The sequence below is a fragment of the Ferrimonas gelatinilytica genome (genome assembly GCF_039544205.1).
Taxonomy (GTDB): Bacteria; Pseudomonadota; Gammaproteobacteria; order Enterobacterales; family Shewanellaceae; genus Ferrimonas; species Ferrimonas gelatinilytica.
In genome coordinates, this window is sequence record NZ_BAABLF010000027.1 from 22,148 (window position 1) to 48,435 (window position 26,288).

Genomic DNA, 26,288 nt, shown 5'->3' on the forward strand with positions numbered 1-26,288 from the left:
GTCTAACTCCAATTACTGATTCGTGTTGGGCGCGCAGATCACCTGCACACCCTGAGATTCGATTTGTTGCCGAGCGGCCTCATTGAGCCGCTCATCGGTGATCACCCGGGTGATCTGTTGCCAGGGCAGTTCCAGGTTGGGAATACGGCGGCCGATCTTGTCGGACTCCACCATGACATTCACTTCCCGGGCAGTCTCTGCCATCACCCGCGACAGCCCCACCAGTTCATTGAAGGTGGTGGTGCCCCGGGCCACGTCGATGCCATCGGCACCGATAAAAAGCTGATCGAAATCGTAGGAACGCAGAACCTGCTCCGCCACCTGGCCCTGGAAGGACTCGGAGTGGGGATCCCAGGTACCACCGGTCATCAAAATAGTCGGCTCCGGCTCCAGCGCGCGCAGCGCCTCTGCGCCGTTCAGGGAGTTGGTCATCACCACCAAACCACGTTTACTGCCGAGCTCCGGCACCAGGGCGCCGGTGGTACGACCGCTGTCGATGATGATGCGCTGGTGATCCCGGATCAGTGCCGCCGCAGCGAGCCCTATCGCCCGCTTGTAGGGTGACAGCCGGTGGGCAGGATCGTCACCGATCACCTCCTGGGGCATCGCCACCGCACCGCCGTACCGCCGAAGCAGCAAGCCGCTGGCCTCCAGCGCCGCCAGATCCTTGCGGATGGTCACCTCGGAGGTGGCAAACTGGCGCGCCAACTCATCCACACTGATCTCCCGCTGCTCATTAACGAGGGAGACGATATGGTGACGCCGCTGCTGGGTATTACGTTTCGACATGATCTTTTGAACGCAACTTTAAGTTTCGATTCGAAAGCTCGACAGTATAAAAACAAAAGCACGGAGATCAAGGGGCCATCTCTCAGATTGCCGTAAGAGAGCAGCAGAGTCTCTGCGGAGCCGCCAGTTATGGCGCCCAGCGGTACTGAGCACCGGCCCTCGCAACATCCACTCCTAGACGAAAAAAAGGGGAAGAGCAGTGCTCTTCCCCTTCAGGGTGTTCCCTCTTACTCTCGGTGGACTCCGCTCAGGAGCGCTTTTTCACCGGACGCTGCCAGTTGGCCAGGTGCTTCTGCTTGGTTCGGGTCAGCACCAACTCCCCTTCGGCCACGTTCTTGGTGATGGTGGACCCAGCGGCAATGGTAGCGCCCCTGGCGATGGTCACCGGCGCCACCAGTTGCGTGTCTGAGCCGACAAAGACGTCGTCCTCGATCACCGTCAGGTGCTTGTTGGCCCCGTCGTAGTTGCAGGTGATGGTGCCGGCCCCGATATTCACCTTGCTGCCCACCTCGGCATCACCGATGTAGGCCAGGTGGTTGGCCTTGGAGCCTTTGCCCAGTCGGGCTTTCTTCATCTCGACAAAGTTGCCGATATGGCTGTCTTCCACCAGTTCAGCTCCGGGACGCAGACGGGCGAAGGGCCCGGCGGTACAGAGTTCACCCACACGCGCCCCCTCGACGATGGTGTAGGGCTTGAGCACGCTGCCGCGACCAATGTGGCAATCCTTGAGCTGGCAGCCGGCACCTATCTGAACATCATCCTCGATGGTTACCGTTCCCTCGATGACCACGTTGGCATCAATGATGATATCCGAGCCGACTGTCACCTCACCGCGCAGATCGAAACGGCTTGGGTCCAGCAGGGTCACCCCTGCGAGCATCAACCGCTCCGCGGCCCGGGCCTGGTAAGCACGCTCCAGGGCCGCCAACTGCAGCCGGTTGTTGGCCCCCTCCACCTCGATGGCGGTATCCGGATGGGCAGTCTCGACACCGCCCGCCTGGGCGGCCATGGCGATCACATCGGTGAGGTAGTACTCCCCCTGGGCATTATCATTGGAGAGGCTGGCCAACCAGCTTTTCAACGCCTTGCCCGGGGCCACCAGGATACCGGTATTCACCTCGGTGATTGCCAACTGTGAGGCACTGGCATCTTTCTGCTCGACAATGGCGGTAACCCGGCCATGCTCCCGAACGATACGGCCGTAGCCAGTGGGGTTATCCAGTTCCACGGACAGCAGGCCGATACCATCGTCCGGCTGTACCGCCAGCAGACGCTGCAGGGTTTCGGTCTGGATCAGCGGCACATCGCCGTAAAGCACCAGGACGGTACTGTCATCATCCCAATCCGCCATATTCACCGCGTGTCCCGTCCCCAGCTGCTTCGCCTGCAGGGCCCAGGTGACGGCGTTATGTCCCAGCGCAGCCTGCAGCTGCTCCGCTCCGTGCCCGTAGACCAGGTGAGTGCGATGCGGGTTGAGGGGTGCGGCAGCGTCGATGGCGTGTTGCACCATCGGCTTGCCGGCGATGGGGTGCAGGACTTTTGGCAGCTTGGACTTCATCCGGGTGCCCATGCCGGCAGCAAGGATCACGACTTCCAGTTTTTGCATAAGGGGTTCGCGCGGTTACAGTGAAATTAAGCCGGCTATTATAGCTGCGGCGACGGCAAAAAAATAACCGTAACCCCTCAATATCAAGGAGTGCGATGGCTGCCCATACCCGACATGCCCATCTGGCCCTGCTGCTGTACGCACTGCTGATCAGCACCTCCTTCCCCCTGGCCAGCTACCTTGGGGAGCGCTATCCCCCTCTGCTGACCACGCTGCTGCGTTTCATCCTGGCCGCCGCCGGGTTTGTGCTGCTGATGGCCCGCGCGCGGCAGCTGCAATGGCCGGGGTGGCGGGCACTGGGCCGCTATGCGCTCATCAGCTTGCCGCTGACCGGCTTTTTCCTGCTGATGTTCCGAGCCGGCCAAAGTGCGACGCCACTGGCGATGGGTAGCCTGGCAACCCTGGTGCCACTGCTCAGCTGCTTGCTGGGCTGGCTTTGCTGGCGGGTGGCACCCACGGCCCAGCGCCTGCTGGCGCTGACGCTGGGGGCCCTCGGAGCGATTTGGGTGCTCACCGCCGGTGACCTGACCCAGCTTGGCGCCGACGGTTGGCCCGAGGGCAACAGTGAGTTCCTACTGGCCTGTGGCCTGATGGCCGGCTACCCGTTGACCCTCAAGCAACTGCACCGCGGGGAGCCGATGCTTACGATCACCGGGTGGTCACTCATCACCGGGACAGGATGGCTGCTGCTGGCGGCCGGCTTCGATCCGCCGCCATGGCGCTGGCCCGATGGTGGCTCACTCCTGGCGATCCTCTGGCTGGCCCTGTTTACCACCATGTTAACCTTCTACCTGTTCCAGGCGGCCAGCCTGGTGGTGGGAGGGAGCAGCGCCCATGCCTACAGCTTGTTGATGCCGGCGCTGGTGTTGATGCTGGAAGCGGCGATCGGCCAGAGAGTGCCCCACTGGAGCCTGCTCCCGGGTCTGGCGCTGACCCTACTGGCACTGGCCTGGTTGCTGAAGATGGATCACCAGCCCCACAGCGAGCGACGAATTTGAGCCATAAAAAAAGCGCCGCGAATGCGGCGCTTTTTCTGATGGATAGCTTACTTACTCAGGTGCTTACGGATGGTTTCCACCACTCGCAACTGCGCCAGTGCGCGTTCAAGCTCAATCTGTGCTGCATCGTAATCAAAGTCGACGCCGGCGTGGGCGATGCGCTCCTGTGCGGCACGCTTGGCCTCACGAGCCGCTTCCACGTCGATATCTTCTGCACGGATGGCCACATCGGCCATCACGATCACGGAGTTCGGCTGGACCTCAAGGATCCCCCCGGACAGGTAGATCATCTCTTCCTTTCCGTGTTGCTTTACGATGCGGACCATACCGGGCTTGATGGCAGTCAGCAGCGGAACGTGACCCGGTAAGATCCCGAGTTCGCCTTCGATACCGGTGACCTGTACGGTTTCAACGAGTCCTGAGAACAGCTTCTCGTGTGCGCTGACCACATCCAGGTGAACAGTCATTGCCATCTTATCCTCCCGGAAAGATTAAAGGTTCTTACCCTTCTCGACCGCTTCGTCGATGCTACCAACCATGTAGAAGGCCTGCTCCGGCAGGTGATCGTACTCACCGGCCAGGATGCCTTTAAAGCCGTGGATGGTTTCCTTGAGCGAAACGAACTTACCCGGAGAACCGGTAAAGACCTCTGCTACGAAGAACGGCTGAGACAGGAAGCGCTCGATCTTACGGGCACGTTCCACCACCAGCTTGTCGTCTTCGGACAGTTCGTCCATACCCAGGATCGCGATGATGTCCTTCAGCTCCTTGTAGCGCTGCAGAACGGTCTGCACACCACGAGCCACATCATAGTGCTCCTGACCAATGACCAGCGGATCCAGCTGACGGGAGCTGGAATCGAGCGGGTCGATGGCGGGGTAGATACCGCGGGCAGCGATATCACGGCTCAGTACCACGGTCGCATCCAAGTGGGCGAAGGTGGTGGCCGGGGAGGGGTCGGTCAAGTCATCTGCAGGCACGTAGACCGCCTGAACGGAGGTGATGGAGCCGGTCTTGGTGGAAGCAATACGCTCCTGCAGGACACCCATCTCTTCCGCCAGCGTCGGCTGGTAACCTACCGCAGAGGGCATACGGCCCAGCAGAGCGGATACTTCAGTACCGGCCAGGGTGTAACGATAGATGTTGTCGACAAACAACAGTACGTCACGTCCCTCATCACGGAACTTCTCCGCCATGGTCAGACCGGTCAGGGCCACGCGCAGACGGTTACCCGGCGGCTCGTTCATCTGACCGTAAACCAGAGATACTTTGTCCAGTACGTTGGACTCTTTCATCTCGTGGTAGAAATCGTTCCCTTCACGGGTACGCTCACCCACACCGGCAAACACGGAGTAACCGGAGCTTTCTACCGCGATGTTACGGATCAGCTCCATCATGTTGACGGTTTTACCTACGCCGGCGCCGCCAAACAGACCCACCTTACCGCCTTTAGCGAAGGGGCAGACCAGGTCGATCACCTTGATGCCGGTTTCCAGCAGCTCGGTGGCGGAAGACTGATCTTCGTAGCTCGGTGCAGCGCGGTGGATGGCCCAACGCTCCTCTTCACCGATTTCACCGGCTTCGTCGATGGGCTCACCCAGGACGTTCATAATACGACCTAGGGTCGCAGTGCCCACCGGAACCTCAATGGCTTTACCGGTGTTGGTCACTTTCAGGCCACGACGCAAACCTTCTGACGCACCCATTGCGATGGTACGGACTACGCCGCCGCCCAGCTGCTGCTGAACTTCCAGCACCAGGCTGGCGTCATCGTGGGCGACGTTCAGGGCGTCGTATACCTTAGGAACGGCGTCTTGCGGAAACTCCACGTCGACAACCGCGCCAATCACCTGAACAACAGTACCTGTGCTCATGATTTTTCCTCTGATTCTGTCAAAAGCGTTGCCTTAAACCGCCGCAGCACCGGCACAAATCTCGCTCAGTTCCTGCGTAATCGCAGCCTGACGAGCCTTGTTGTATACCAGTTGCAGATCATCGACCAGGCCTTCAGCGTTATCGGTCGCGGCTTTCATCGCTACCATACGCGCGGCCTGTTCAGACGCGACATTTTCCACCACCCCCTGGTAAACCACGGACTCGACGTAGCGCACCAGCAGCTTATCGAGCAGCTGCTTGGGGCTATCCGGCTCATACACGTAGTCCCAGGTATGGGGGGCTTCCTGCTTGTCGCTTTTGGGCAACGGCAGCAGTTGATCGATCACCGGATCCTGCTTCATGGTGTTTACAAATTGGTTGTACACCAGGTAGAGGCGGTCCAGTTTGCCCTCGTCGTAAGCATCCAGCATCACTTTGACGGAACCGATCAAGTCGGTCAGGGTCGGCTCATCGCCAAACCCGGAGGCCTGTGCAACGACCTCCCCGCCATAACTCTGGAAGAAACCGGCGGCCTTGGTGCCGATGGCAGCGAACTGCACATTGGCGCCCTTGGCCTTCCAGGCTGCAGCTCCCTTCACCACCTGCTTGAACAGGTTGATGTTAAGGCCGCCACAGAGGCCACGGTCCGTGGAGATAACGATGTATCCCACGTTCTTGGCCTCGCGCTCTTCCAGGTAAGGATGCTTGTACTCGAGAGAGCCCTGCGCGATGTGACCGATCACCTTACGCATGCTGTCTGCATAGGGACGGCTGGCATTCATGCGCTCCTGCGCATGACGCATCTTGGATGCGGCCACCATCTGCATTGCAGACGTGATCTTCTGAGTGCTTTTCACACTCGCGATCTTGGTACGGATCTCTTTAGCGCCGGACATCTCTTACTCTCCTTGACCTGTTACCAGGTTTGAGTGGCAATGAACTGATCCAGTGCGGACTGCAGCTGAGCTTCGATGTCGGAGTTGTAGTCTCCTTTCTCGTTGATCAGGGCAATCAAGTCCGCGTGCTGACTGTTCATGTAGGAAAGCAGAGAGGTTTCGAAGTCACCGATCTTGGCCACTTCGACGGACTTCAGGAAGCCCTTCTCGGCTGCGAAAATCACGACACCCTGTTCGGCTACGCTCATCGGAGAGTACTGCTTCTGCTTCATCAGCTCGGTAACGCGCTCACCATGCTCCAGCTGGGCACGGGTCGCCTCATCCAGGTCAGAAGAGAACTGGGCGAAGGCCGCGAGTTCGCGGTACTGAGCCAGGGCGGTACGGATACCACCGGACAGCTTCTTGATGATCTTCGTCTGAGCGGCGCCACCCACACGGGATACGGAGATCCCCGGGTTAACAGCAGGGCGCAGACCGGCGTTAAACAGGTCGGTTTCCAGGAAGATCTGGCCGTCGGTGATGGAGATCACGTTGGTCGGAACGAATGCGGAAACGTCGCCAGCCTGGGTTTCGATGATCGGCAGAGCGGTCAGAGAACCGGTTTTGCCTTTCACTTCGCCGTTGGTGAACTTCTCCACGTAATCCGCATTCACACGGGAGGCACGCTCCAGCAGGCGGGAGTGGAGGTAGAATACGTCACCCGGGAAAGCTTCACGGCCTGGCGGGCGGCGCAGCAGCAGGGAGATCTGACGGTAAGCAACAGCCTGCTTGGACAGGTCATCGTATACGATCAGCGCATCTTCACCGCGGTCACGGAAGTACTCACCCATGGAGCAACCGGAGTAGGGCGCCAGGTACTGCAGAGCCGCCGCTTCGGACGCGGACGCCACGACAACGATGGTGTTTTGCAGGGCACCGTGCTCTTCCAGCTTGCGCACCACGTTGGCGATGGTGGAGGCCTTCTGGCCTATCGCTACGTAGACACACTTAATGCCGGAATCACGCTGGTTGATGATGGCGTCGATGGCCATCGCGGTTTTACCGGTCTGACGGTCACCAATGATCAGCTCACGCTGACCACGGCCAATCGGGATCATGGCGTCAACGGACTTGTAGCCGGTCTGAACAGGCTGGGCTACGCCTTCACGCTCAATAACACCCGGTGCAATCACCTCAACGGGGGAGAACCCATCGTTTTCGATAGCTCCCTTACCGTCGATCGGCTCGCCCAAGGTGTTGACCACGCGGCCCAACAGGCCACGGCCCACTGGCACTTCCAGAATACGGCCAGTGGATTTAACTTTTTCCCCTTCCGCCAGATCGGCGTAAGGACCCATCACAACAGCACCAACGGAGTCACGCTCCAGGTTCAGTGCGATGGCAAAACGGTTGCCAGGCAGCTCGATCATCTCACCCTGCATCACATCGGCCAGGCCGTGGATACGGATGATGCCATCGCTTACGGAAACGATGGTGCCTTCATTACGAGCTTCGCTGACAACATTGAACTGTTCAATACGGCTCTTGATCAGTTCACTGATTTCAGTGGAATTCAGTTGCATGCTCACATCCCCAATTAGGATTGCAGCTTGTCGGCAAGGCGGCTGAGCTTGCCGCGTACCGACCCGTCGATCACGGTGTCACCACAAGTGATGATGACACCGGCGATCAGATCCGGGTTGACGCTGCAGTTCAGCTTCACTTTGCGTGCCAAACGTTGTTCCAACGACGCTGCGATTTTGGTCAGTTGCTCTTCGGACAGGACCTCGGCGGATTGAACCTCCGCAGTCAGCTCCTTCATCCACTCGTCGCGCAACAGCGCGAACTGGCGGGCAACCGCCGGCAGCGTCACCAGGCGTCCATTTTCTGCCATCACCTTTACCAGGTTCTGGCCATGCTCATCGAGTTGCTCGCCACCGATCTTGATAAAGATATCGGCCAGCTGCTCGGCGTTGGTCTGACTGGACATCAGTTCCATCACGGTCTCATTGGCCGCAATTTCTGCCAGGAAACCCAGCATCTGTCCCCAGTCGTCCACCGCCTGCTTCTCGACGGCAAAATCGAAAGCGGCTTTGGCATAAGGGCGAGCAACAGTGGTCAATTCAGACATTTAGCCCTCTCCCTTTGCTTACAGTTCGTTAGCCAGCTTGTCGACAATGTCGCGGTGCGCGTTGGCATCAATGGAACGCTCCAGGATCTTCTCAGCACCCGCGACTGCCAGGGCAGCCACTTGGGCGCGCAGTTCATCCCGTGCGCGGTTACGTTCAGCTTCGATCTCGGCTTCGCCTTGGGCAATGATCTTGGCGCGAACCACCTCGGCTTCCGCCTTGGCTTCCTCGACAATGGCATTGCCTCGTTTGTTGGCCTGCTCAACGATCTCAGCCGCTTGTCCTTTGGCATCTTTGATCTGGTCTGACGCTTTTTGTTGCGCCAACTCCAGATTCTTGCCCGCGCGTTCCGCGCTGGCGAGGCCATCAGCAATCGTCTTCTGTCGTTCTTCGATGGCTGCCAGCAAGGGCGGCCATACGTACTTCATGCAGAACCAGACGAAGAGGATAAAAGCGATCAGCTGACCCAGTAAGGTCGCGTTGATAGTCAAAACGGCATCTCCTCTTAAATCCAATTCAAGCCTTGCGTACAGCGCAAGGCCCGGTCATCAGGATGGGATGCGTTATGCGAACAGCATGTACATGCCGATACCCACACCGATCATCGGTACGGCATCCAGCAGACCGGCGATGATGAACATCTTGGTTTGCAGGGTCGGGGCCATTTCCGGCTGACGGGCACAGGCTTCCAGGAACTTACCACCCAACAGACCGAAACCGATGGCAGTGGCCATGGCACAGATACCGATCAGAAAAGCAACAGCGAAATAGGATTCCATGAGTCTCTCCAGATAGTTAAGCTTAAACTAACTTATTGATGTTATTGATTAATGGTCTTCACTTGCCATGCTGAGATACACAATCGTCAGCATCATGAAGATGAAGGCCTGAAGCACGATTACCAGAATGTGGAAAATTGCCCAAAGTATGTGCAACGCCACGCCCAGAGAACCGAGCACCACACCGCCGCTGTAAACCAGCGCGATGAGGACGAAGATCAATTCACCCGCGTACAGGTTACCGAACAGACGAAGCGCCAATGAGATGGGTTTCGCCAGCAGGGTGACCGATTCGAGGACGAAATTGAACGGGATCATTACTGGGTGGTTGAACGGTTGGAGGGTCAACTCCTTCGCAAACCCCTTGACGCCTTTCACTTTGATACTGGTGAAGATCACCGTCAAAAAGACACCAAGCGCCAATGCTGCGGTGATGTTCAAGTCGGTCGTTGGAACGATCTTGAAGTACTCAACACCAGTCGCCCACATGATGGCGTTGGGGATGAAGTCCACAGGGATAAGATCCATCAGGTTCATCAGGAAAACCCAGACGAAGATGGTCAAAGCCATGGGAGCTACAACGGGGTTGCGGCCGTGGAACACATCCTTCACGGAGTTGTTCACAAACTCCACCAGGATCTCGATAAAGCATTGCAGCTTACCGGGAACGCCAGTGGTCGCTTTTTTCGCTACGGAGCGAAACAGCCACAGGAAGAGGAGACCTAAGCCAACCGCGAACAGCAATGAATCGACGTGCCATACCCAGAACCCCGCCTCTTTACAGGCATAGTTCCACCCAAGACCGGAGTCGGTGGAGCAGACCTGCAAATTGGTCAAGTGGTGCTGGATGTATTCCTGAGGAGTAGCAGCCATTATTCATCTCATTTGTTTTTGTTGAAAAAACAAAGTTGCTGCCCATAGTGTGTCCCGAGACGCTATAGCGTCGTCCGGACGCACCCTGGTTAGCATCAGCTTTTATCGAATCCTATCCGAACAGACCCGAAGGCCGATTCGCCGCCACTGGAGATCAGCGACCGCTAAGGAATGCGATACAGATCGAGCGCCTAGACGTTAAAACATCGAAAAACGACGCTTAGCTTTACCCAGGTACCCGAAATACGCAGCACCAGCTCATCATCAACGAACCAAGCCACGACAAAAGCAGAGGTTGAGGTACAACCGCGCTCCCTCGCAGAGACTGGATTTCGCTTGAAACGAGCCCGCTTCCTGCGTTTTTAACAATCCCGCAAAGCAACAGCAGGGCGGGACTGAAAAATCATGCGAAAGTATACCGGCTTATGCCCCCGATGCAACAAAACACGGCGGATTGACGGTATCTCACGTCACGTTTGCATCATGATTTGTGATCCAGCCAGGACGCCAGCACTTCGAATTGCAAAACGTTAAAATTCAGTACAGATTTGGAATCGGCAAATGAAAAACGAGCCTTTCGGCTCGTTTCATTGTGGTGGCTAGTAAATTTGCTCCGTTACTCCTCCCGGGAGGGGGCAATTTTGCTGAGGATCCCATCCAGCTGATCCAGGTCCCGGTAGCTGATCACCAGCTTCCCTTTTCCCTTGTTGCCGTGATTGATGGCAACTTCGGCCCCGAGATTTTCGGTCAGGCGTTGCGCCAGGGCCTGAATGTCCGGATCCACCCGCTTTTCCGGCTTCGCCGGCGTCGGTGTCTGTACCTTCTGTACCAGCCGTTCGGTTTCCCTCACGTTCAGGCCTTTGGCCACCACCTGGCGGGCCACCAGGTTCTGCTCATCGCCGCTCAAGGCCAACAGCGCCCTGGCGTGGCCCATCTCAAGGTCCCCGTGCTCCAACAGGGTTTTCACCTCATCATTGAGGTGATTCAGGCGCAGCAGGTTGGTGACTGTGGTGCGGGACTTTCCCACCGCTTCGGCCACCTGGGCATGAGTGAGATCAAACTCATCCGCCAGGCGCTTAAGCGCGATCGCTTCCTCCATGGCGTTGAGATCTTCCCGCTGGATGTTCTCAATCAGGGCGATGGCGATAGCGGCGTTATCATCAACCTGCTTGAGCAGGCAGGGAACTGTCTCCAGACCCGCCATCTGTGCGGCGCGCCAACGTCGCTCGCCGGCAATGATCTCGTAACGATCGCCGCTGAGTTGACGGACCACGACAGGTTGGATCACGCCCTGTGACCGGATGGAGGCCGCGAGTTCCTCCAGTGCCTCCGCCGACATGTCACGACGGGGCTGGTACTGTCCGGCGCGCAGTGCGGTGACCGACAGACGGGTCAACTCCGATGGTGGCAGTTCAGGGCGAAGTGATTCTTTCTGATCGCTCAGCGCCATCGACTGGCTGCTGCCCAACAAGGCATCCAGCCCTTTGCCCAATCCACGTTTTCTCAACGACATCGGCTTCCTCTTTGACGTTATTCGGTTTCCAGCGCAGTGATCTGGGCCGATTCACTGCGCCGCAGCATCTCGCCGGCCAATGCCAGGTAGGCTTTGGCGCCGGCGCTGCTCTTGTCGTAGTACATGGCGGGCGCCCCAAAACTGGGTGCCTCGGCCAGGCGAACGTTGCGGGGGATCACGGTTCGGTAGACCTTGTCCCCGAAGTGGTTTTTCAGCTGATCCGACACGTCATTGGCAAGACGGTTCCGCGGGTCATACATGGTGCGGAGGATCCCTTCGATGGCGAGTTTTGGATTCACCAACCGGGCCAGCTTTTCAATGGTGTCCATCAGTGCGGTCAGCCCCTCCAGCGCATAGTACTCGCACTGCATCGGGATAACGACCGCATCGGCAGCCGCCAGCGCATTCACGGTGAGCAGGTTGAGCGAGGGGGGGCAGTCGATGAAGATATAGTCGTATTGATCTCGCACCGCTTCCAGGGCCGTTCTCAGGCGGATCTCCCGGGCAAACACCTCCATCAGCTTGATCTCCGCCGCCGTCACATCACCATTGGCGGCTATCAGGTGGTATTTCCCGCTGGTTTCGGTCTGGATCACCTCACTGGCGGGGACCTCATCCACCAGCAGATCGTAGGCGGTATGGGACACCTGATACTTATCCACGCCACTGCCCATGGTGCTATTGCCCTGAGGATCGAGGTCAATCAGCAGCACCCGGCGACGGGTAGCCGCCATGGAAGCGGCCAGATTGATGCTGGTAGTAGTTTTTCCAACGCCGCCTTTCTGGTTGGCGACAGCTATGATCTTGGCCACGACGGAGACTCCAGATTGAGTTATTGGGCGGTAACGATCACCAGGTGGCGCTGCCCATCCAGCTCAGGCACCTTCAGCGCTATGGTATCGGCGATGGACAGCCCCTCTGGGAGCTGTGCCAGTTCATCCTCATTCAGTTGCCCTTTGAGGGCGTAGAAACGTCCCTGAGGGGTAGGCAGATGATGACACCAGCTCAGCATATCCTGCAATGAGGCAAATGCACGACTGAGCACACCATCAAATCCCTGTTCTGGCTGGTAAGCCTCGACCCGGCTCTCCACCGCCACCACATTGGTCAATCCCAACTGGTGGATCACCGTGCGGATAAAGCGGATCCGTTTGCCGAGGCTGTCCAGCAGGACAAACTCCTTGTCCGGATTGCAGATCGCCAGCGGCAATCCCGGCAGCCCCGGTCCCGTCCCGACGTCGATAAAACGTTTCCCGTCGAGGTAGGGGCCGACCACCATGCTGTCGAGCATGTGCTTAACCAGCATCTCATTGGGATCCCGCACTGAAGTGAGGTTGTAAGCCTTGTTCCACTTATCCAGCAGAGTGACCAAGGTCACCAGTTGCGCCTGTTGTTCGGCGGTAACGGTAAGATCAGTGTCATCAATCAAGGATTTCAGGCGTTGAGCCAACACGTTGGCATCCTCCCACAGGGTTAATTAGGCATTATGAAAGGAACAGCGGGGCATGAAAAGCCCCGCTGCATTATCACTGGATGGGATTTTACGCGGTTTTGCGCAGCAGTCCGTGTTTCTTCAGGTAGACCAGCAACAGTGAGATAGCGGCTGGCGTAATACCGGAGATCCGCGAGGCGCTGCCAATGGTTTCCGGTTTGTGCTCGTTGAGCTTGGCGATCACCTCGTTCGAGAGCCCTTTGACCTCCTGGTAATCCAGGTCCAGCGGTAACACCGTTGATTCGTGCCGACGGGCTTTTTCGATCTCCTCCTTCTGGCGATCGATGTAGCCGGCGTACTTGATCTGAATCTCCACCTGCTCGGCGGCACGGGGGTCGCTCAGCGCTGGCCCCAGGGTGTCGATTGCCATCAACTGTGCGTAGGTCATCTCTGGACGGCGGATAAGATCTTCCAGGTTGGCTTCCCGGGTCAGCGGCGATTTAAGTTGCGGATTCAGCACCAGTGCTTCATCGCTCTCTTTCTGAACCCAGGTGCTTCGAAGACGCTGCCGCTCCTGTTCAATAGCTTCCAGCTTGGCATTAAAGCTGGCCCAGCGCTCATCATCCACCAGCCCCATGTTGCGGCCGACCTCGGTCAGGCGCAGATCCGCGTTGTCCTCGCGCAACAGGAGGCGATACTCCGCCCGCGAAGTAAACATCCGATAGGGTTCTTGGGTGCCCAGGGTGGAGAGATCATCCACCAGGACGCCAAGGTAAGCTTCGTCCCGACGCGGAGCCCAAGGGGATTCACCACGACATTGACGGGCGGCGTTGAGACCCGCAAGCAGTCCTTGGGCACCCGCTTCTTCGTAACCCGTGGTGCCATTAATCTGGCCGGCAAAGAACAGCCCCTCAATAAACTTGCTCTCCAGCGACGCTTTGAGATCTCGCGGATCGAAGTAGTCGTACTCAATGGCATAGCCTGGGCGCAGGATCCGTGCCTGCTCGAAGCCCTTGATGGAGTGGATCAGATCCAACTGGACATCGTAGGGCAGTGAAGTGGAGATCCCGTTGGGATAGATCTCAATGCTGTTCAGCCCTTCCGGTTCGACAAAGATCTGGTGCGAAGTCTTGTCCGCAAAGCGCATGATCTTGTCCTCTACCGAAGGGCAGTAGCGCGGCCCGATCCCATCGATTACCCCGGTATACATGGGACTGCGATCCAGTCCACGACGAATGATCTCGTGCGTTTTTTCATTGGTGTGGGTGATGAAACAGGAGATTTGCCGGGGCTGCATACTGCGATCACCGATGTAGGACATCAGTGGCGTCGGGTTATCGCCCGGTTGTTCCTGCATCACGGAAAAATCGAGGCTGCGTGCATCCAGTCGCGCCGGAGTACCGGTTTTCAGCCGATCCATACGGAAGGGCAACTCCCGAAGACGGTGGGCGAGGGCAACCGCGTTGGTATCCCCGATCCGGCCTCCACCGTAGTTATCGAGACCGATATGAATCTTGCCGTCCAGGAAAGTACCAACGGTGAGTACTACAGTGCTGGCTGAAAAATGGATACCCGCATCGGTGATCACACCGGTGACCCGATCCTGCTCCAGGATCAGATCATTCACCCCTTGCTGGAAGATCTGCAGGTTCTCCTGGCGAAACAGGATCTCCTGGATCGCCTGCCGGTAGAGCGCGCGATCCGCTTGAGCGCGTGTCGCGCGGACAGCCGGCCCCTTAGAGGCATTGAGCGTACGGAACTGGATCCCGGCACGATCCGTTGCCAGAGCCATGGCACCACCCAGAGCATCGATCTCTTTAACCAGGTGCCCTTTGCCGATTCCGCCAATGGCGGGGTTACAGGACATCTGTCCCAGAGTATCGAGGTTATGGGTCAGCAGCAGAGTTTTGCTGCCGGTGCGGGCGCTAGCGAGAGCGGCTTCAGTACCCGCATGACCGCCGCCAACAACGATGACATCAAAATGTTCTTGTACCTGCATGAACCACTACCTACCTGACCAATCATTGGGGTGAAAAAAGCGCTGCATTCTACCACTGGGAAGCCTGGTTAGAAAGATTATAAATTGACCAGTTCGATCGGGCTCGATCCTTAAATATTAAAAGATCTATTTAAAGATCTTTTATGTTTACTCTTATTAGTTCACGCGATCTTTGTGGACAACTCCCGGATCCCATTGCTGTGCGGGCGTTTAGAGAGGATCGCAAGCTGTGATCTGATCGGGATCTAAAGGATCGGAGCCTCTGGATAGATCGCGATCTTATGCACAGGGGCGATCCTTCCGGATCCTTACTTGTGATTAGTTGTCAGGTTTACCACAGAAATAAATGCACTTATTCACACATGGCTGTGGTTAGATCTTTGATCTATGAATAACTCTCCTGAGCCTGTGATCAAATGGGATCCATACGGGGGATCTAGATCCTGTCCAGCCAACCAGTAAGCCAGCTTAGTGCTTGATCTTCTGGCAGATCTATCTGTTGAACATCGATTCTGATCTTGTCCACAAGCGGGGTTGCACCGCTGGATCGTAGTGCGGGATCCAGCAGATCAAGGGCGCCACAAAAGGTGTCATAGCTGGAATCACCGATCCCACAAAGGGCATACCTGTGCTGGCTTAGATCCGGTTGAGTTTCGAGCCAATGGGCGAAGGGCAGAAGGTTCTCTGGCAGCTCTCCGGCACCATGGGTCGAGGTGACCAGCAGCCAAAAGGGGGCTTCAAGCAGCGCTTGTGGATCGAAGTCTAGGCCGTAGTGGATCTCATGTCCGGCCGATTCCAATACTGGCTGCAGCTCGTCGGCGACCGCTTCCGCACCGCCGAGGGTGGTACCTATGATCAGTGCGATCTTCATGGGGGTTCCTCTCTGGATTGTTTAAGGCTGTTGCGGAGTATACGGCAAGGGATTGAGCTGGCAGAGTGGATGCGATCATCTTGGTAGGGAGAGTAGTGGCCATAACTCGGAGCCCGATAATGACAAAAATGCCCTCGATGACGAGGGCATTTTTGATGTCCGGGACAGTTATTTACCGATACAGAACGACGAGAAGATGCGACCAAGAAGATCATCGGAACTGAATGCACCGGTGATCTCCGAGAGGGCATGCTGGGCCAGTCGAAGCTCCTCCGCCAGCAGCTCGCCGGCATGGAACACCCTGAGCTGCTCTTCGCCGTTATCCAGGTGTTGTCTGGCCAATGCCAGGGCTTCCAAATGGCGTTGGCGCGCCATGAATCCCCCCTCCGAGGTACCCTGATAACCCATACAGGCCTTGAGGTGCTCTTTCAGCAGGTTCACGCCATCACCGCTCTTCGCGGACAAGCGAAACAGCGGATGCTCCCCGGCTTCGCTTTGCCCCAGTGATTCTCCGGTCAGGTCGGCTTTGTTGCGGATGATGGAGATCCCCATCCCTTCGGGAAGGCGGTGAAGGAACTCCGGCCATATCTCTTCCGGATCCGTTGCTGGGGTGTCGGTACCGTCCACCATGAGCAGAACTCGGTCCGCCTGCTCGATCTCGCTCCAGGCCCTTTCGATACCTATCCGTTCCACTTCGTCCGAGGCTTCTCGAAGCCCCGCGGTATCAATGATGTGCAGGGGCATACCATCGATATGGATATGTTCTCTGAGCACGTCCCGGGTGGTGCCGGCGATGTCGGTGACAATGGCGGACTCTCGCCCTGCCAGGGCGTTAAGCAGGCTGGATTTTCCGGCGTTGGGACGTCCGGCGATCACTACCTTCATCCCCTCCCGCATCAGAGCCCCCTGACGGGCGCTGTCCTGAACCTGAGTTAACTGGGTCCGAACCGTTTGAAGCTCCTCGGCAATGCGGCCATCGGCCAGGAAATCGACCTCCTCTTCCGGGAAGTCGATGGCGGCTTCGACGTAGATCCGCAACCGGGTCAGTTGCTCCACCAGGTCGTCGACCTTGGCGGAAAACTCCCCCTGAAGCGAGTGCATGGCGCTGCGCACCGCCTGCTCCGAGCTGGCTTCGATCAGATCGGCGATCGCCTCCGCCTGGGCCAGATCCAACTTGTCGTTGAGAAAGGCACGTTCAGAGAATTCGCCGGGACGAGCCGTCCGGATCCCGGGCTGACGTAGGATCTCGCGGATCAGCAGATCCATTACCACGGGGCCGCCATGACCCTGCAGTTCCAGTATGTCTTCGCCGGTGAAGGAGTTTGGGGCTTTGAACATCAGGGCAATGCCCTGATCCAGCACCTGGCCTTGGTGATCTTTGAAGGCCAGGTATTCGGCATAGCGGGTTTTGGGGACACGGCCAAGCAGGGCGTGGGCAACCTGTTCGGCCCGCTTGCCTGAGACCCGCACGATGCCGACGCCGCCGCGACCGGGGGCGGTGGCCTGCGCCACTATGGTGTCGTTGTGATCGGTCATGCTACTTCCGAGAAAATTTTTGCCAAGTGTAACCGCTCTGGCGGTTTTGGGGGAAAGGGAGGTATGAAAAAGGCGGCCTTCCGGCCGCCTCGTTGAAAGGGCTTTAGCTTACTTAAGCCCCTGGGCATCCAGTTGACGATAGATGACCACTTGCTGGGTGATGGACACCAGGTTACCCACCAGCCAGTACAGTACCAGACCGGCAGGGAACCACAGGAAGAAGAAGGTGAACATCACCGGCATGTACTGCATGATCTTCTGCTGCATCGGATCCATGGTCGCCATGGTCGGCTGCATCTTCTGCATTGCGAACATGGAGAGGCCCATCAGGATAGGCAGGATGTAGTAGGGATCCTTCTGGGACAGGTCGGTGATCCAGAACATGAAGTCTGCATGGCGAAGTTCTACCCCTTCCAGCAGTACCCAGTAGAAGGCGATGAAGATGGGGAATTGCAGCAATAGCGGCAGACAGCCACCCATGGGGTTGACCTTCTCTTTCTTGTACAGCTCCATCATCGCCTGGCTCATGCGCTGACGGTCGTCGCCAAAGCGCTCCTTGAGGTCCTGCAGTTTCGGCTGCAGTTTGCGCATCTTGGCCATGGAGGTGTACTGCGCCTTGGTCAGCGGGTACATAAAGCCACGGATGATCAGGGTCATCACGATGATGGCAAAGCCCCAGTTGCCGACCAACGAGTGCAGGAACATCAGTAGCTTGTACAGCGGCAGGGCGATAAACCAGAGCCAACCGTAATCGACAACCAGGTTCAGGGTCGGAGACAGCTCAGACAGGGCTGCCTGGTCTTTTGGTCCCACATAGAGGGACGCGCCGGTGGTCAGTTCACTGCCGGGGGCGATCACCTGGGAGGGCTGCTTAACGCCGATGATGGCTTCACCATTGAGGCTGCGGCTGTACAGCTCGTTGCGCTCCTGGGGCTGAGGTACCCAGGCGGACACGAAATAGTGCTGCAACATGGCAACCCAGCCACCCTCGGTCAGCTCAGCCAGGTTGTTCTTGGCAATCTTATCGAAGCTGTACTTTTCGTAACGGGTATCGGCTGTGCTGTAGGCGGCGCCACGGTAAGTGGGCATGAACATGCTGCCCTCTTTTTTACCGGTGCTCTGCTTGAGCTGGGTGTACATCTGAACCTGAGCATTCTGCTCACTGCCGTTGCGAACCACGTAATCGACTCGGACATCGTACTGGCCACGGACGAAGGTAAAGCGCTTTTCGAAGGTGATACCGTTGGCGTCGGTAAATACCATGGGCACCACCAGGGTGTCCTGACCTTCGGACAGAGTGAAGGACTGGCCTTCAACCGAGTAGGTGGGACGCTGCTGGCTATCCGGGCCTTGGGCCCCGATCAGACCACTCTGTGCCACGTAGGTGAACTGGCTGTCATTCTCCAGGATGGTTAACGGCTCGTCACCTCCCTGTTCCAGCTTGTGCTTGGGCAGTGCGGCAAAGACGACATCGCCGCCTACCGGATCGATTTTCAACTGCAGGGTGTCGGTGGTCACCGATATCAGGTCTGCCGAGGAGCGCTGGGCACCAATGGGCGCATCACTGGTTTGGCTGGCCTGAGGCACGTCTGCCGAAGGGGCTGCCAGGGTGCTGGCCTGTTCGGTAGGGGCCGGAGGGTTCTGATCGATGTTCCACTGTTGCCACAGCAAGAAGCTGACGAACAGCAATCCGATCAGGATTAAATTACGTTGTGATTCCATAAGTTATCAGTCTCTGCCTTGTTTGGCTTTGGGAACCGGATCATGGCCACCCGGGTGCAAAGGGTGACATTTTAATATGCGTGCGATGGCTAACCAACACCCGTATATCGCTCCATGGTGTGCGATGGCATCCACGGTATAGTGGGAACAAGTGGGCGTGAACCGACAGCGGGGGCCCAGCATGGGGCTGATCCACTTTTGGTAGCCGCGTACCAATCCTATCAGGACTCGTTGCAACGGCGAATGAGCTTGCGCCATAACTTGTTGACCAGTTTATGCAGGGCAGCGTTATCCAGCTCGTCTACCCCTTTCTTGGCAATCACCACGATGTCCACCGGCGGCAAGGCATGCTGCTGAAGGCGAAAGCTGTCTCGCACAACGCGCTTGATGCGGTTTCGCTGGCAGGCTTTTTTGACGTGTTTTTTGGCGATGGTGAGGCCGAGACGGGGATGCTCCAGACCATTGGGCAGGGCTAGGAGGGTTAACTGGGGAGAGGCTGACCGAACAGGGTTAGCGAAGACGGGTTTGAAATCGCCGGGAGTTAACAGACGTAACTCCCGGCCGAAGGTGTATCGCACCGGAGAGGCGCTTTGCATAATGAATTATGCGGACAGGCGAGCGCGGCCTTTGGCGCGACGACGAGCCAGTACCTGACGACCGTTTTTAGTGGCCATGCGGGCACGGAAACCGTGGTTACGCTTACGCTTCAGAACGCTCGGTTGAAAAGTACGTTTCATAGCTTTTTACCGTATTCAGTTAACTGTACAGATTAACTTTAAACGCCCACCCCAAGCTTAGCTTGGTGATCGGGCGGTTCAAAAAGAGGCCGAATTCTAATAAAAAACGACCACCACCGTCAAATGAAATTGCGGTGTTTTCTTTTCACTCGGGTCTACCCCCAGTTGTTGTGGATAAAACTGTGTATCCACCACTAGATATAGACAGCCGGATCGCGGATCGGATCCGACCGGCGGCATTATATAGATCGCACTGATCCCTTTCTAGCCCTTATTTAATCAGCGTTTCGCTGCGGGGATCCTGGCGATCCCGGGATCCGATCTGACCAAAAGATCTTGGATCGGATCTGTTGATAACCTTCTCTAAGCTATGGTGATCACTGAGCAACATGGGTAAAATTGCTTCTCTTTGGTGTTCTAGTTTTCGGGGAAGATCGCGGTGAGTGTACCGATTTGGCAAGGTTGTGTGGCGTCACTCCAGGAGGAGTTGCCGGCACAGCAATTCAGCATGTGGATCCGACCGTTGCAATCGGAATTGATGGGCAACACCCTGGTTCTGTACGCGCCAAATCGCTTCGTGCTGGACTGGGTTCGGGACAAGTACCTGGATAAGATCACTGCTTTTCTTCATCAGGAACTAGGTGACCAGGCTCCGACCCTGCAATTCGATATTGGGTCCCGCCCGGAGGCCCGGCCGAAAGTCTCTGTGGGACAGTCACCGCGCACTGTCACTGCCCAGCAACCGGTCTCCCGACCAGAACCGGCACCGGTGCAGCCTGCTTCCGCCAGCGGCCCTCGCAGCAACATCAACCTGAACTATCAGTTCGACAACTTCGTTGAGGGTAAGTCGAACCAGTTGGCCCGCGCGGCGGCCACCCAGGTGGCGGATAACCCTGGTGGCGCTTATAACCCTCTGTTCCTTTATGGCGGTACCGGACTGGGTAAAACCCACCTGCTGCACGCGGTAGGGAATGGCATCATGAAGAACAAGCCCAACGCCAAGGTGGTGTATATGCACTCCGAGCGGTTTGTTCAGGACATGGTGAAGGCGCTGCAAAATAACGCCATTGCCGAGTTTAAGCGGTATTACCGCAGCGTCGATGCGTTGTTGATCGATGACATTCAGTTCTTTGCCAACAAGGATCGCTCTCAGGAGGAGTTTTTTCACACCTTCAATGCTCTGCTTGAGGGCAATCACCAGATCATCCTGACTTCGGATCGTTATCCCAAGGAGATCGATGGGGTGGAGGATCGACTCAAGTCCCGCTTTGGCTGGGGTCTGACGGTGGCGATCGAGCCGCCTGAGCTGGAGACCCGGGTGGCGATCCTGATGCGCAAGGCCGAGGAGAGCAAGATCCACCTGCCCGACGAGGTGGCGTTCTTCATCGCCAAGCGGTTGCGTTCCAATGTGCGGGAGCTCGAGGGGGCGCTGAACCGGGTGATAGCCAACGCCAATTTTACCGGCCGCCCCATAACCATCGATTTTGTTCGTGAAGCCCTGAGGGATCTTCTGGCTCTGCAAGAAAAGTTGGTAACGATTGATAATATTCAGAAAACGGTGGCAGAGTATTACAAAATCAAGGTGGCCGACCTACTCTCGAAGCGACGTTCCCGATCCGTGGCCCGACCCCGACAGGTGGCGATGGCCCTGGCCAAGGAGTTGACCAACCACAGCCTGCCCGAGATCGGTGATGCCTTTGGTGGGCGTGACCACACCACAGTACTGCATGCTTGCCGTAAGATTGGGGAGTTGCGGGAAGAGAGCCACGACATTAAAGAAGATTACGCCAACCTGATCCGAACATTGTCTTCCTGATAGGGACGAGCACCGATGCAATTTTCCATTACCCGGGATGCGCTGTATAAGCCCTTACAACTGGTTTCCGGTGCCGTTGAACGGCGCCATAATCTGCCGATCCTCGCCAATGTGCTGCTGGAGGTCTCTGGCGACCTGCTCAAGATCACTGGTACCGATCTGGAGGTTGAACTGGTCGGCCAGGTTCCGCTGCAGGGCGAGGTTCAGCCCGGTCGTATCACGGTTCCGGCCCGCAAGTTCCTGGATATCTGTAAGAGCCTTCCCGACGATGCCGAGATCGCCATTGCTCAGCAGGAGAACCGCCTGTTGATCCGCTGTGGTCGCAGCCGCTTCTCTTTGGCAACGCTGCCGGCGGAGGAGTTCCCGGACCTGGGGGACTGGCAGGGGGAACTGCAGTTTACCCTGCCGCAGGGCGTCTTGAAGTCATTAATCGAGTCAACCCAGTTCTCGATGGCACACCAGGATGTTCGTTACTACCTCAATGGGATGCTCTTCGAGACCGAAGGTAAGGTACTGAGAACCGTGTCCACCGATGGCCATCGTCTGGCGGTGAGCCAGCGCAGCATCGATGCGGACCTGCCGCAGAAACAGGTGATCGTGCCTCGCAAAGGGGTGGTGGAACTGGCCCGCTTGTTCGAGGATGAATCGGCCGAGATCACTCTGTGCATCGGAGATTCCAGCATTCGCGCGGTTACCCGGGATGCCATCTTCACCTCCAAACTGGTGGATGGCCGCTTCCCCGATTACAGACGGGTGCTGCCGAAGGATGGCGATAAGGTCGTGTTGGCAGATCGGGACCTGCTGAAGCAGGCGTTTGCCCGAGCCTCGATTCTCTCCAATGAAAAGTTTCGTGGCGTCCGCCTGCTGCTGGAAAATGACAAGCTCACCATTACTGCCAACAACCCTGAGCAGGAGGAGGCGGAGGAGGTCCTGGACATCGAGTATGGCTATCCCAACCTGGAGATTGGCTTTAACGTTTCCTACGTTCTGGACGTGCTTAATGCCTTGAAAGAACCCACGGTCAAAGTGACCCTGGGTGGGCCCAACAGCAGTGCCCTTTTTGAAGGGGGCGAGAGCGGCGAGTCGCTTTACGTGGTGATGCCGATGCGACTCTGATGGCCCTGTCGCAACTTCAGATCCGCCATTTTCGCAACATTGAGACCGCCAGCCTTACCCCGGCCGGCGGTCTTAATCTTATTTATGGCGCCAATGGTAGCGGTAAAACCAGTGTCCTGGAGGCGATCTGGTACCTGAGCCTGGGGCGTTCATTTCGTACCCACTTGGCACCCCGGGTGATTCAGCATGAACAACCCCAGTTCACCCTCTTTGGCCGCCTTGAACAGGGGGATCGGCTCGGGATCCAGCGCCCTCGCGAGGGTGACAATGACGTTCGCATCAACGGAGAGCGTCCCAGGCGACTGGCTGAGCTGGCGGCGCGCATGCCGCTGCAATTGATCAGTCCGGAGAGTTTCTCCCTGTTGCTGGATGGGCCCAAGGCGCGGCGGGAGTTTATCGATTGGGGAGCTTTCCATACCGACCCGCAGTTTCTCGGCGTGTGGAGCCGCTATCGGCGCCTGTTGAAACAGCGAAACCAGTTGTTACGTCAGCCCGGCGCCGCCCGCCAGATAAGCGTTTGGGACACCCAGACGGCGCATTATGGAGAGTGGCTTACCCGGCTGAGAAGTAACTGGGTAAATTCGTTAAATGGTGCGCTGAAGGGTATAATGGAGCCGTTTTTACCTGACGTACCGATCCGGGTCAGCTTCAGCCAGGGATGGGATGTAAAAACGCCGTTGGAACAGCTTCTGAGTCATAACTTGGAGCGCGATATTCAACTCGGCTACACGGTTTCCGGCCCCCATAAGGCGGACCTGCGTTTGCGCGTGAATAAACTGCCGGCTCAGGATGCTCTATCCCGCGGTCAGCTTAAACTGCTGGTTTGCGCATTGAAGATCGCACAGGGTCGGGTTTTGAGTCAGCAGCAACAGCGTGGTTGCCTCTATTTGGTGGATGACCTGGCGTCCGAGTTGGATCACGGACGTCGCACCCTGCTGTTGGAGCAATTGCAACACACCGGCAGCCAGGTATTCGTTACGGCCATCGAGCCGGAACAGCTGGCTATGGTCCCATGGGGCCGAAAGTTCCACGTGGAACATGGCCGGATCACGGAACAGACAGACTAATCAGAGACAGGCGAATGGCAGAAAACAGCTACGATTCCTCGAGTATTAAGGTCCTCAAAGGCCTGGACGCGGTGCGTAAGCGTCCCGGGATGTACATCGGTGATACCGATGATGGTACCGGCCTGCACCACATGGTGTTCGAGGTGGTGGATAACTCCATCGACGAAGCCTTGGCTGGTCACTGTAATGACATCGTGATCACCATCCATGCCGATGGTTCCCTTTCGGTGCGTGATGATGGCCGGGGGATCCCCGTGGACATGCACGCAGAGGAGGGCGTGTCCGCCGCCGAGGTGATCATGACGGTGCTGCACGCCGGGGGTAAGTTCGATGACAACTCCTACAAGGTATCCGGTGGCCTGCACGGCGTTGGGGTGTCGGTGGTCAACGCCCTGTCCGATAAACTGGAACTGACCGTACGTCGTCAGGGTCATGTACACGAACAGACCTACCATCTCGGTGAGCCCGAATCGCCGCTTAAGGCGGTTGGAGATACCGATAAGACCGGTACCACTATCCGTTTCTGGCCGAGCCCCACCATATTCTCCGATGTGACCTTCCACTGGGACATCCTGGCCAAGCGGGTGCGTGAACTCTCCTTCCTCAACTCCGGGGTCTCCATCCGTTTGCTGGACGAGCGAGACGGCAAGGAGGAGCACTTCTGCTACGAAGGCGGGATACAGGCGTTCGTTGAGTTCCTCAATACCAACAAGACCCCGATCAACCAGAACATCTTTTACTTCAATACTGAACGGGAAGATGGCACCGCGGTTGAGATCGCGATGCAGTGGAACGATGGTTTCCAGGAAAACATCTACTGCTTCACTAATAACATTCCCCAGCGTGATGGGGGAACACACCTGGCCGGTTTTCGTGCCTCGCTCACCCGGACCCTGAACACCTACATGGACAGGGAGGGGTACAGCAAGAAAGCGAAAACCTCCGCGTCCGGTGATGACGCCCGTGAAGGTCTGACTGCCGTGATCTCCGTGAAGGTGCCGGATCCCAAGTTCTCCTCCCAGACCAAAGACAAACTGGTCTCCTCGGAGGTGAAAACAGCGGTTGAGCAGGCGATGGGCGAGAAGCTGGCTGAGTACCTGTTGGAGAACCCCGGTGAAGCCAAGGTGGTCGTGAACAAGATCATCGATGCCGCCCGCGCTCGGGAAGCGGCCCGTAAGGCCCGTGAGATGACCCGTCGCAAAGGGGCTCTGGATCTGGCAGGTCTGCCAGGCAAGCTGGCGGATTGTCAGGAGAAAGACCCGGGTAAATCCGAACTCTACATTGTGGAGGGTGACTCCGCTGGCGGTTCTGCCAAGCAAGGCCGCAACCGGAAGAATCAGGCGATCCTGCCGCTCAAGGGGAAAATCCTCAACGTGGAGAAGGCACGCTTCGACAAGATGCTGTCTTCCCAGGAGGTCGCAACCCTGATCACCGCCCTGGGCTGCGGTATCGGCCGGGATGAGTACGATCCGGAGAAAACCCGGTACCACAACATCATCATCATGACGGATGCGGATGTCGACGGCTCCCACATCCGTACCTTGCTGCTGACCTTCTTCTACCGGCAGATGCCGGAGTTGATCGAGCGGGGCTACATCTACATTGCCCAGCCACCGCTGTATAAGGTGAAGAAGGGCAAGCAGGAGCGCTACATCAAGGATGAGCCGGCCCTGATCGAGTACCTGACTACCCTGGCACTGGATAGCGCGGCTCTGCACGTGAACAGCGAAGCGCCAGGGATCAGCGGTGAGGCACTGGAAAAACTGGTGTACCAGTTCCGTGATGTAGAGGCCGTGGTGGAGCGTCAGAGCCGCCGTTACCCGATCTCTCTGCTCAAGCAGTTGATCTATACAGCACCGATATCCGAGGCTGAACTGAAGGATAAGGCTGCCATTACCCAGTGGACAGATGGCCTGGTCAGCACTCTGAATGAGTTGGATCTCGAGGGTGCCAGCTATCGCTTCGAGCTGGAGGAGGAGGGTGAGCGTGAGGTCTGGCTGCCGAAGCTTATCCTGCGCCAGCATGGGGTTGAATCCGATTACCTTCTAACGTTCGATTTCTTCCACTCCAGTGACTACCGCAAGATAGTGGCCCTGTATGATGCCCTGGCCGACCTGGTAGAGGAGGGGGCCTACATGCGCCGTGGTGAGCGTCGCTTCCCTATCAGCAGCTTTGAGCAGGGCCTGGACTGGCTGATCAAGGAGTCCAAGCGTGGTCTCTATATTCAGCGCTACAAAGGGCTGGGCGAGATGAACCCGGATCAGCTGTGGGAAACCACCATGGATCCGGAAACCCGTCGCATGCTGCAAGTGACTATCGAGGACGCCATCGGCGCTGACCAACTGTTCAATACCTTGATGGGGGATCAGGTGGAGCCGCGTCGGGAGTTCATTGAGCGCAACGCTCTGGCGGTGGCCAACCTGGACGTTTAAACCCAAGCTACGTGTGAAAAGGCAGCCGGTTGGCTGCCTTTTTTGTTCCACGTGAAACATCCGACACGCGGTACTCTGATTTGGACGACCCTCAGGACAGAGAGCAGCAAAAAGGCGCCCCCA

General features: G+C 57.4%; 25 protein-coding genes. 5 read left to right on the forward strand and 20 right to left on the reverse strand.

What is annotated here, in order from left to right; all coding sequences use genetic code 11:
- Positions 1 to 12: 12 nt before the first annotated feature.
- Together ABD997_RS13020 and glmU are read right to left on the reverse strand one after the other, a co-directional pair.
- Entirely contained in the window at positions 13 to 789 is a 777-nt protein-coding gene (locus ABD997_RS13020; RefSeq protein ID WP_345317529.1) for a DeoR/GlpR family DNA-binding transcription regulator, read from the reverse strand.
- A 247-nt stretch (positions 790 to 1,036) separates the two neighbouring features.
- Positions 1,037 to 2,395 (reverse strand): bifunctional UDP-N-acetylglucosamine diphosphorylase/glucosamine-1-phosphate N-acetyltransferase GlmU, encoded by a 1,359-nt coding sequence (gene glmU / locus ABD997_RS13025; RefSeq protein ID WP_345317531.1) that lies wholly within the window; start codon positions 2,393 to 2,395, stop codon positions 1,037 to 1,039.
- A gap of 95 nt (positions 2,396 to 2,490) precedes the next feature.
- Between glmU and ABD997_RS13030 the strand changes: the two genes are divergently transcribed.
- A complete protein-coding gene (locus ABD997_RS13030) occupies positions 2,491 to 3,393 on the forward strand; it encodes a DMT family transporter (RefSeq protein ID WP_345317533.1) in 903 nt (300 codons plus the stop codon).
- Between the two features lie 47 nt (positions 3,394 to 3,440).
- On the opposite strand, the gene ABD997_RS13035 is transcribed toward ABD997_RS13030, so the two are convergent.
- The 18 genes from ABD997_RS13035 to rpmH form a co-directional block, all read right to left on the reverse strand.
- Positions 3,441 to 3,866 carry a F0F1 ATP synthase subunit epsilon gene (locus ABD997_RS13035; RefSeq protein ID WP_345317534.1) on the reverse strand — a complete coding sequence of 142 codons (426 nt, stop codon included), beginning with the start codon at positions 3,864 to 3,866 and terminating at the stop codon, positions 3,441 to 3,443.
- An 18-nt stretch (positions 3,867 to 3,884) separates the two neighbouring features.
- Positions 3,885 to 5,267 carry a F0F1 ATP synthase subunit beta gene (atpD, locus tag ABD997_RS13040; RefSeq protein WP_345317535.1) on the reverse strand — a complete coding sequence of 461 codons (1,383 nt, stop codon included), beginning with the start codon at positions 5,265 to 5,267 and terminating at the stop codon, positions 3,885 to 3,887.
- A gap of 33 nt (positions 5,268 to 5,300) precedes the next feature.
- On the reverse strand, positions 5,301 to 6,164 hold the full coding sequence (gene atpG / locus ABD997_RS13045) for a F0F1 ATP synthase subunit gamma (protein ID WP_345317536.1): 864 nt from the start codon (positions 6,162 to 6,164) through the stop codon (positions 5,301 to 5,303).
- Between the two features lie 20 nt (positions 6,165 to 6,184).
- On the reverse strand, positions 6,185 to 7,726 hold the full coding sequence (gene atpA, locus ABD997_RS13050; protein WP_345317537.1) for a F0F1 ATP synthase subunit alpha: 1,542 nt from the start codon (positions 7,724 to 7,726) through the stop codon (positions 6,185 to 6,187).
- Between the two features lie 14 nt (positions 7,727 to 7,740).
- On the reverse strand, positions 7,741 to 8,274 hold the full coding sequence (gene atpH / locus ABD997_RS13055) for a F0F1 ATP synthase subunit delta (RefSeq protein ID WP_345317538.1): 534 nt from the start codon (positions 8,272 to 8,274) through the stop codon (positions 7,741 to 7,743).
- A gap of 18 nt (positions 8,275 to 8,292) precedes the next feature.
- A complete protein-coding gene (gene atpF, locus ABD997_RS13060) occupies positions 8,293 to 8,763 on the reverse strand; it encodes a F0F1 ATP synthase subunit B (RefSeq protein WP_345317540.1) in 471 nt (156 codons plus the stop codon).
- A 72-nt stretch (positions 8,764 to 8,835) separates the two neighbouring features.
- Complete coding sequence (gene atpE / locus ABD997_RS13065; protein ID WP_425557074.1) at positions 8,836 to 9,051, reverse strand: F0F1 ATP synthase subunit C; 216 nt, start codon at positions 9,049 to 9,051, stop codon at positions 8,836 to 8,838.
- 48 nt (positions 9,052 to 9,099) lie between these two features.
- Positions 9,100 to 9,924 carry a F0F1 ATP synthase subunit A gene (atpB, locus tag ABD997_RS13070; protein WP_345317541.1) on the reverse strand — a complete coding sequence of 275 codons (825 nt, stop codon included), beginning with the start codon at positions 9,922 to 9,924 and terminating at the stop codon, positions 9,100 to 9,102.
- Between the two features lie 616 nt (positions 9,925 to 10,540).
- Entirely contained in the window at positions 10,541 to 11,437 is an 897-nt protein-coding gene (locus ABD997_RS13075; RefSeq protein WP_345317542.1) for a ParB/RepB/Spo0J family partition protein, read from the reverse strand.
- Between the two features lie 17 nt (positions 11,438 to 11,454).
- Complete coding sequence (locus tag ABD997_RS13080) at positions 11,455 to 12,249, reverse strand: ParA family protein (protein ID WP_345317544.1); 795 nt, start codon at positions 12,247 to 12,249, stop codon at positions 11,455 to 11,457.
- A gap of 20 nt (positions 12,250 to 12,269) precedes the next feature.
- Positions 12,270 to 12,890, reverse strand: a complete 621-nt coding sequence (gene rsmG, locus ABD997_RS13085; protein ID WP_345317546.1) for a 16S rRNA (guanine(527)-N(7))-methyltransferase RsmG — start codon at positions 12,888 to 12,890, stop codon at positions 12,270 to 12,272.
- Positions 12,891 to 12,978: 88 nt separating this feature from the next.
- A complete protein-coding gene (mnmG, locus tag ABD997_RS13090; protein ID WP_345317548.1) occupies positions 12,979 to 14,868 on the reverse strand; it encodes a tRNA uridine-5-carboxymethylaminomethyl(34) synthesis enzyme MnmG in 1,890 nt (629 codons plus the stop codon).
- Between the two features lie 436 nt (positions 14,869 to 15,304).
- The gene (gene mioC / locus ABD997_RS13095) at positions 15,305 to 15,739 is read right to left on the reverse strand and encodes an FMN-binding protein MioC (protein WP_345317550.1); all 435 of its coding nucleotides are present in this window, start codon (positions 15,737 to 15,739) and stop codon (positions 15,305 to 15,307) included.
- Positions 15,740 to 15,907: 168 nt separating this feature from the next.
- Positions 15,908 to 17,275, reverse strand: coding sequence for a tRNA uridine-5-carboxymethylaminomethyl(34) synthesis GTPase MnmE (gene mnmE / locus ABD997_RS13100; RefSeq protein ID WP_345317552.1), 1,368 nt, complete (start codon positions 17,273 to 17,275; stop codon positions 15,908 to 15,910).
- Positions 17,276 to 17,383: 108 nt separating this feature from the next.
- Positions 17,384 to 18,997 carry a membrane protein insertase YidC gene (yidC, locus tag ABD997_RS13105; protein WP_345317554.1) on the reverse strand — a complete coding sequence of 538 codons (1,614 nt, stop codon included), beginning with the start codon at positions 18,995 to 18,997 and terminating at the stop codon, positions 17,384 to 17,386.
- A gap of 6 nt (positions 18,998 to 19,003) precedes the next feature.
- Entirely contained in the window at positions 19,004 to 19,255 is a 252-nt protein-coding gene (gene yidD / locus ABD997_RS13110; RefSeq protein ID WP_345317556.1) for a membrane protein insertion efficiency factor YidD, read from the reverse strand.
- Positions 19,219 to 19,593: a ribonuclease P protein component gene (rnpA, locus tag ABD997_RS13115; protein WP_345317558.1), complete on the reverse strand. Its 375-nt coding sequence runs from the start codon at positions 19,591 to 19,593 to the stop codon at positions 19,219 to 19,221. Before rnpA ends, yidD begins: the two co-directional genes overlap by 37 nt.
- Before the next feature lie 6 nt (positions 19,594 to 19,599).
- Positions 19,600 to 19,734 carry a 50S ribosomal protein L34 gene (gene rpmH / locus ABD997_RS13120; protein WP_013347301.1) on the reverse strand — a complete coding sequence of 45 codons (135 nt, stop codon included), beginning with the start codon at positions 19,732 to 19,734 and terminating at the stop codon, positions 19,600 to 19,602.
- Between the two features lie 439 nt (positions 19,735 to 20,173).
- Here rpmH and dnaA point away from each other — a divergent pair, with 439 nt between their 5' ends.
- From dnaA to gyrB, 4 genes are read left to right on the forward strand one after another with little or no spacing between them, the layout of a single operon-like run.
- Positions 20,174 to 21,550 (forward strand): chromosomal replication initiator protein DnaA, encoded by a 1,377-nt coding sequence (gene dnaA / locus ABD997_RS13125; RefSeq protein WP_345317561.1) that lies wholly within the window; start codon positions 20,174 to 20,176, stop codon positions 21,548 to 21,550.
- Positions 21,551 to 21,565: 15 nt separating this feature from the next.
- Positions 21,566 to 22,666, forward strand: a complete 1,101-nt coding sequence (dnaN, locus tag ABD997_RS13130; RefSeq protein WP_345317563.1) for a DNA polymerase III subunit beta — start codon at positions 21,566 to 21,568, stop codon at positions 22,664 to 22,666.
- A complete protein-coding gene (recF, locus tag ABD997_RS13135) occupies positions 22,666 to 23,733 on the forward strand; it encodes a DNA replication/repair protein RecF (RefSeq protein WP_345317565.1) in 1,068 nt (355 codons plus the stop codon). Before dnaN ends, recF begins: the two co-directional genes overlap by 1 nt.
- Before the next feature lie 14 nt (positions 23,734 to 23,747).
- Positions 23,748 to 26,165: a DNA topoisomerase (ATP-hydrolyzing) subunit B gene (gene gyrB / locus ABD997_RS13140; protein WP_345317567.1), complete on the forward strand. Its 2,418-nt coding sequence runs from the start codon at positions 23,748 to 23,750 to the stop codon at positions 26,163 to 26,165.
- Positions 26,166 to 26,288: the final 123 nt, after the last annotated feature.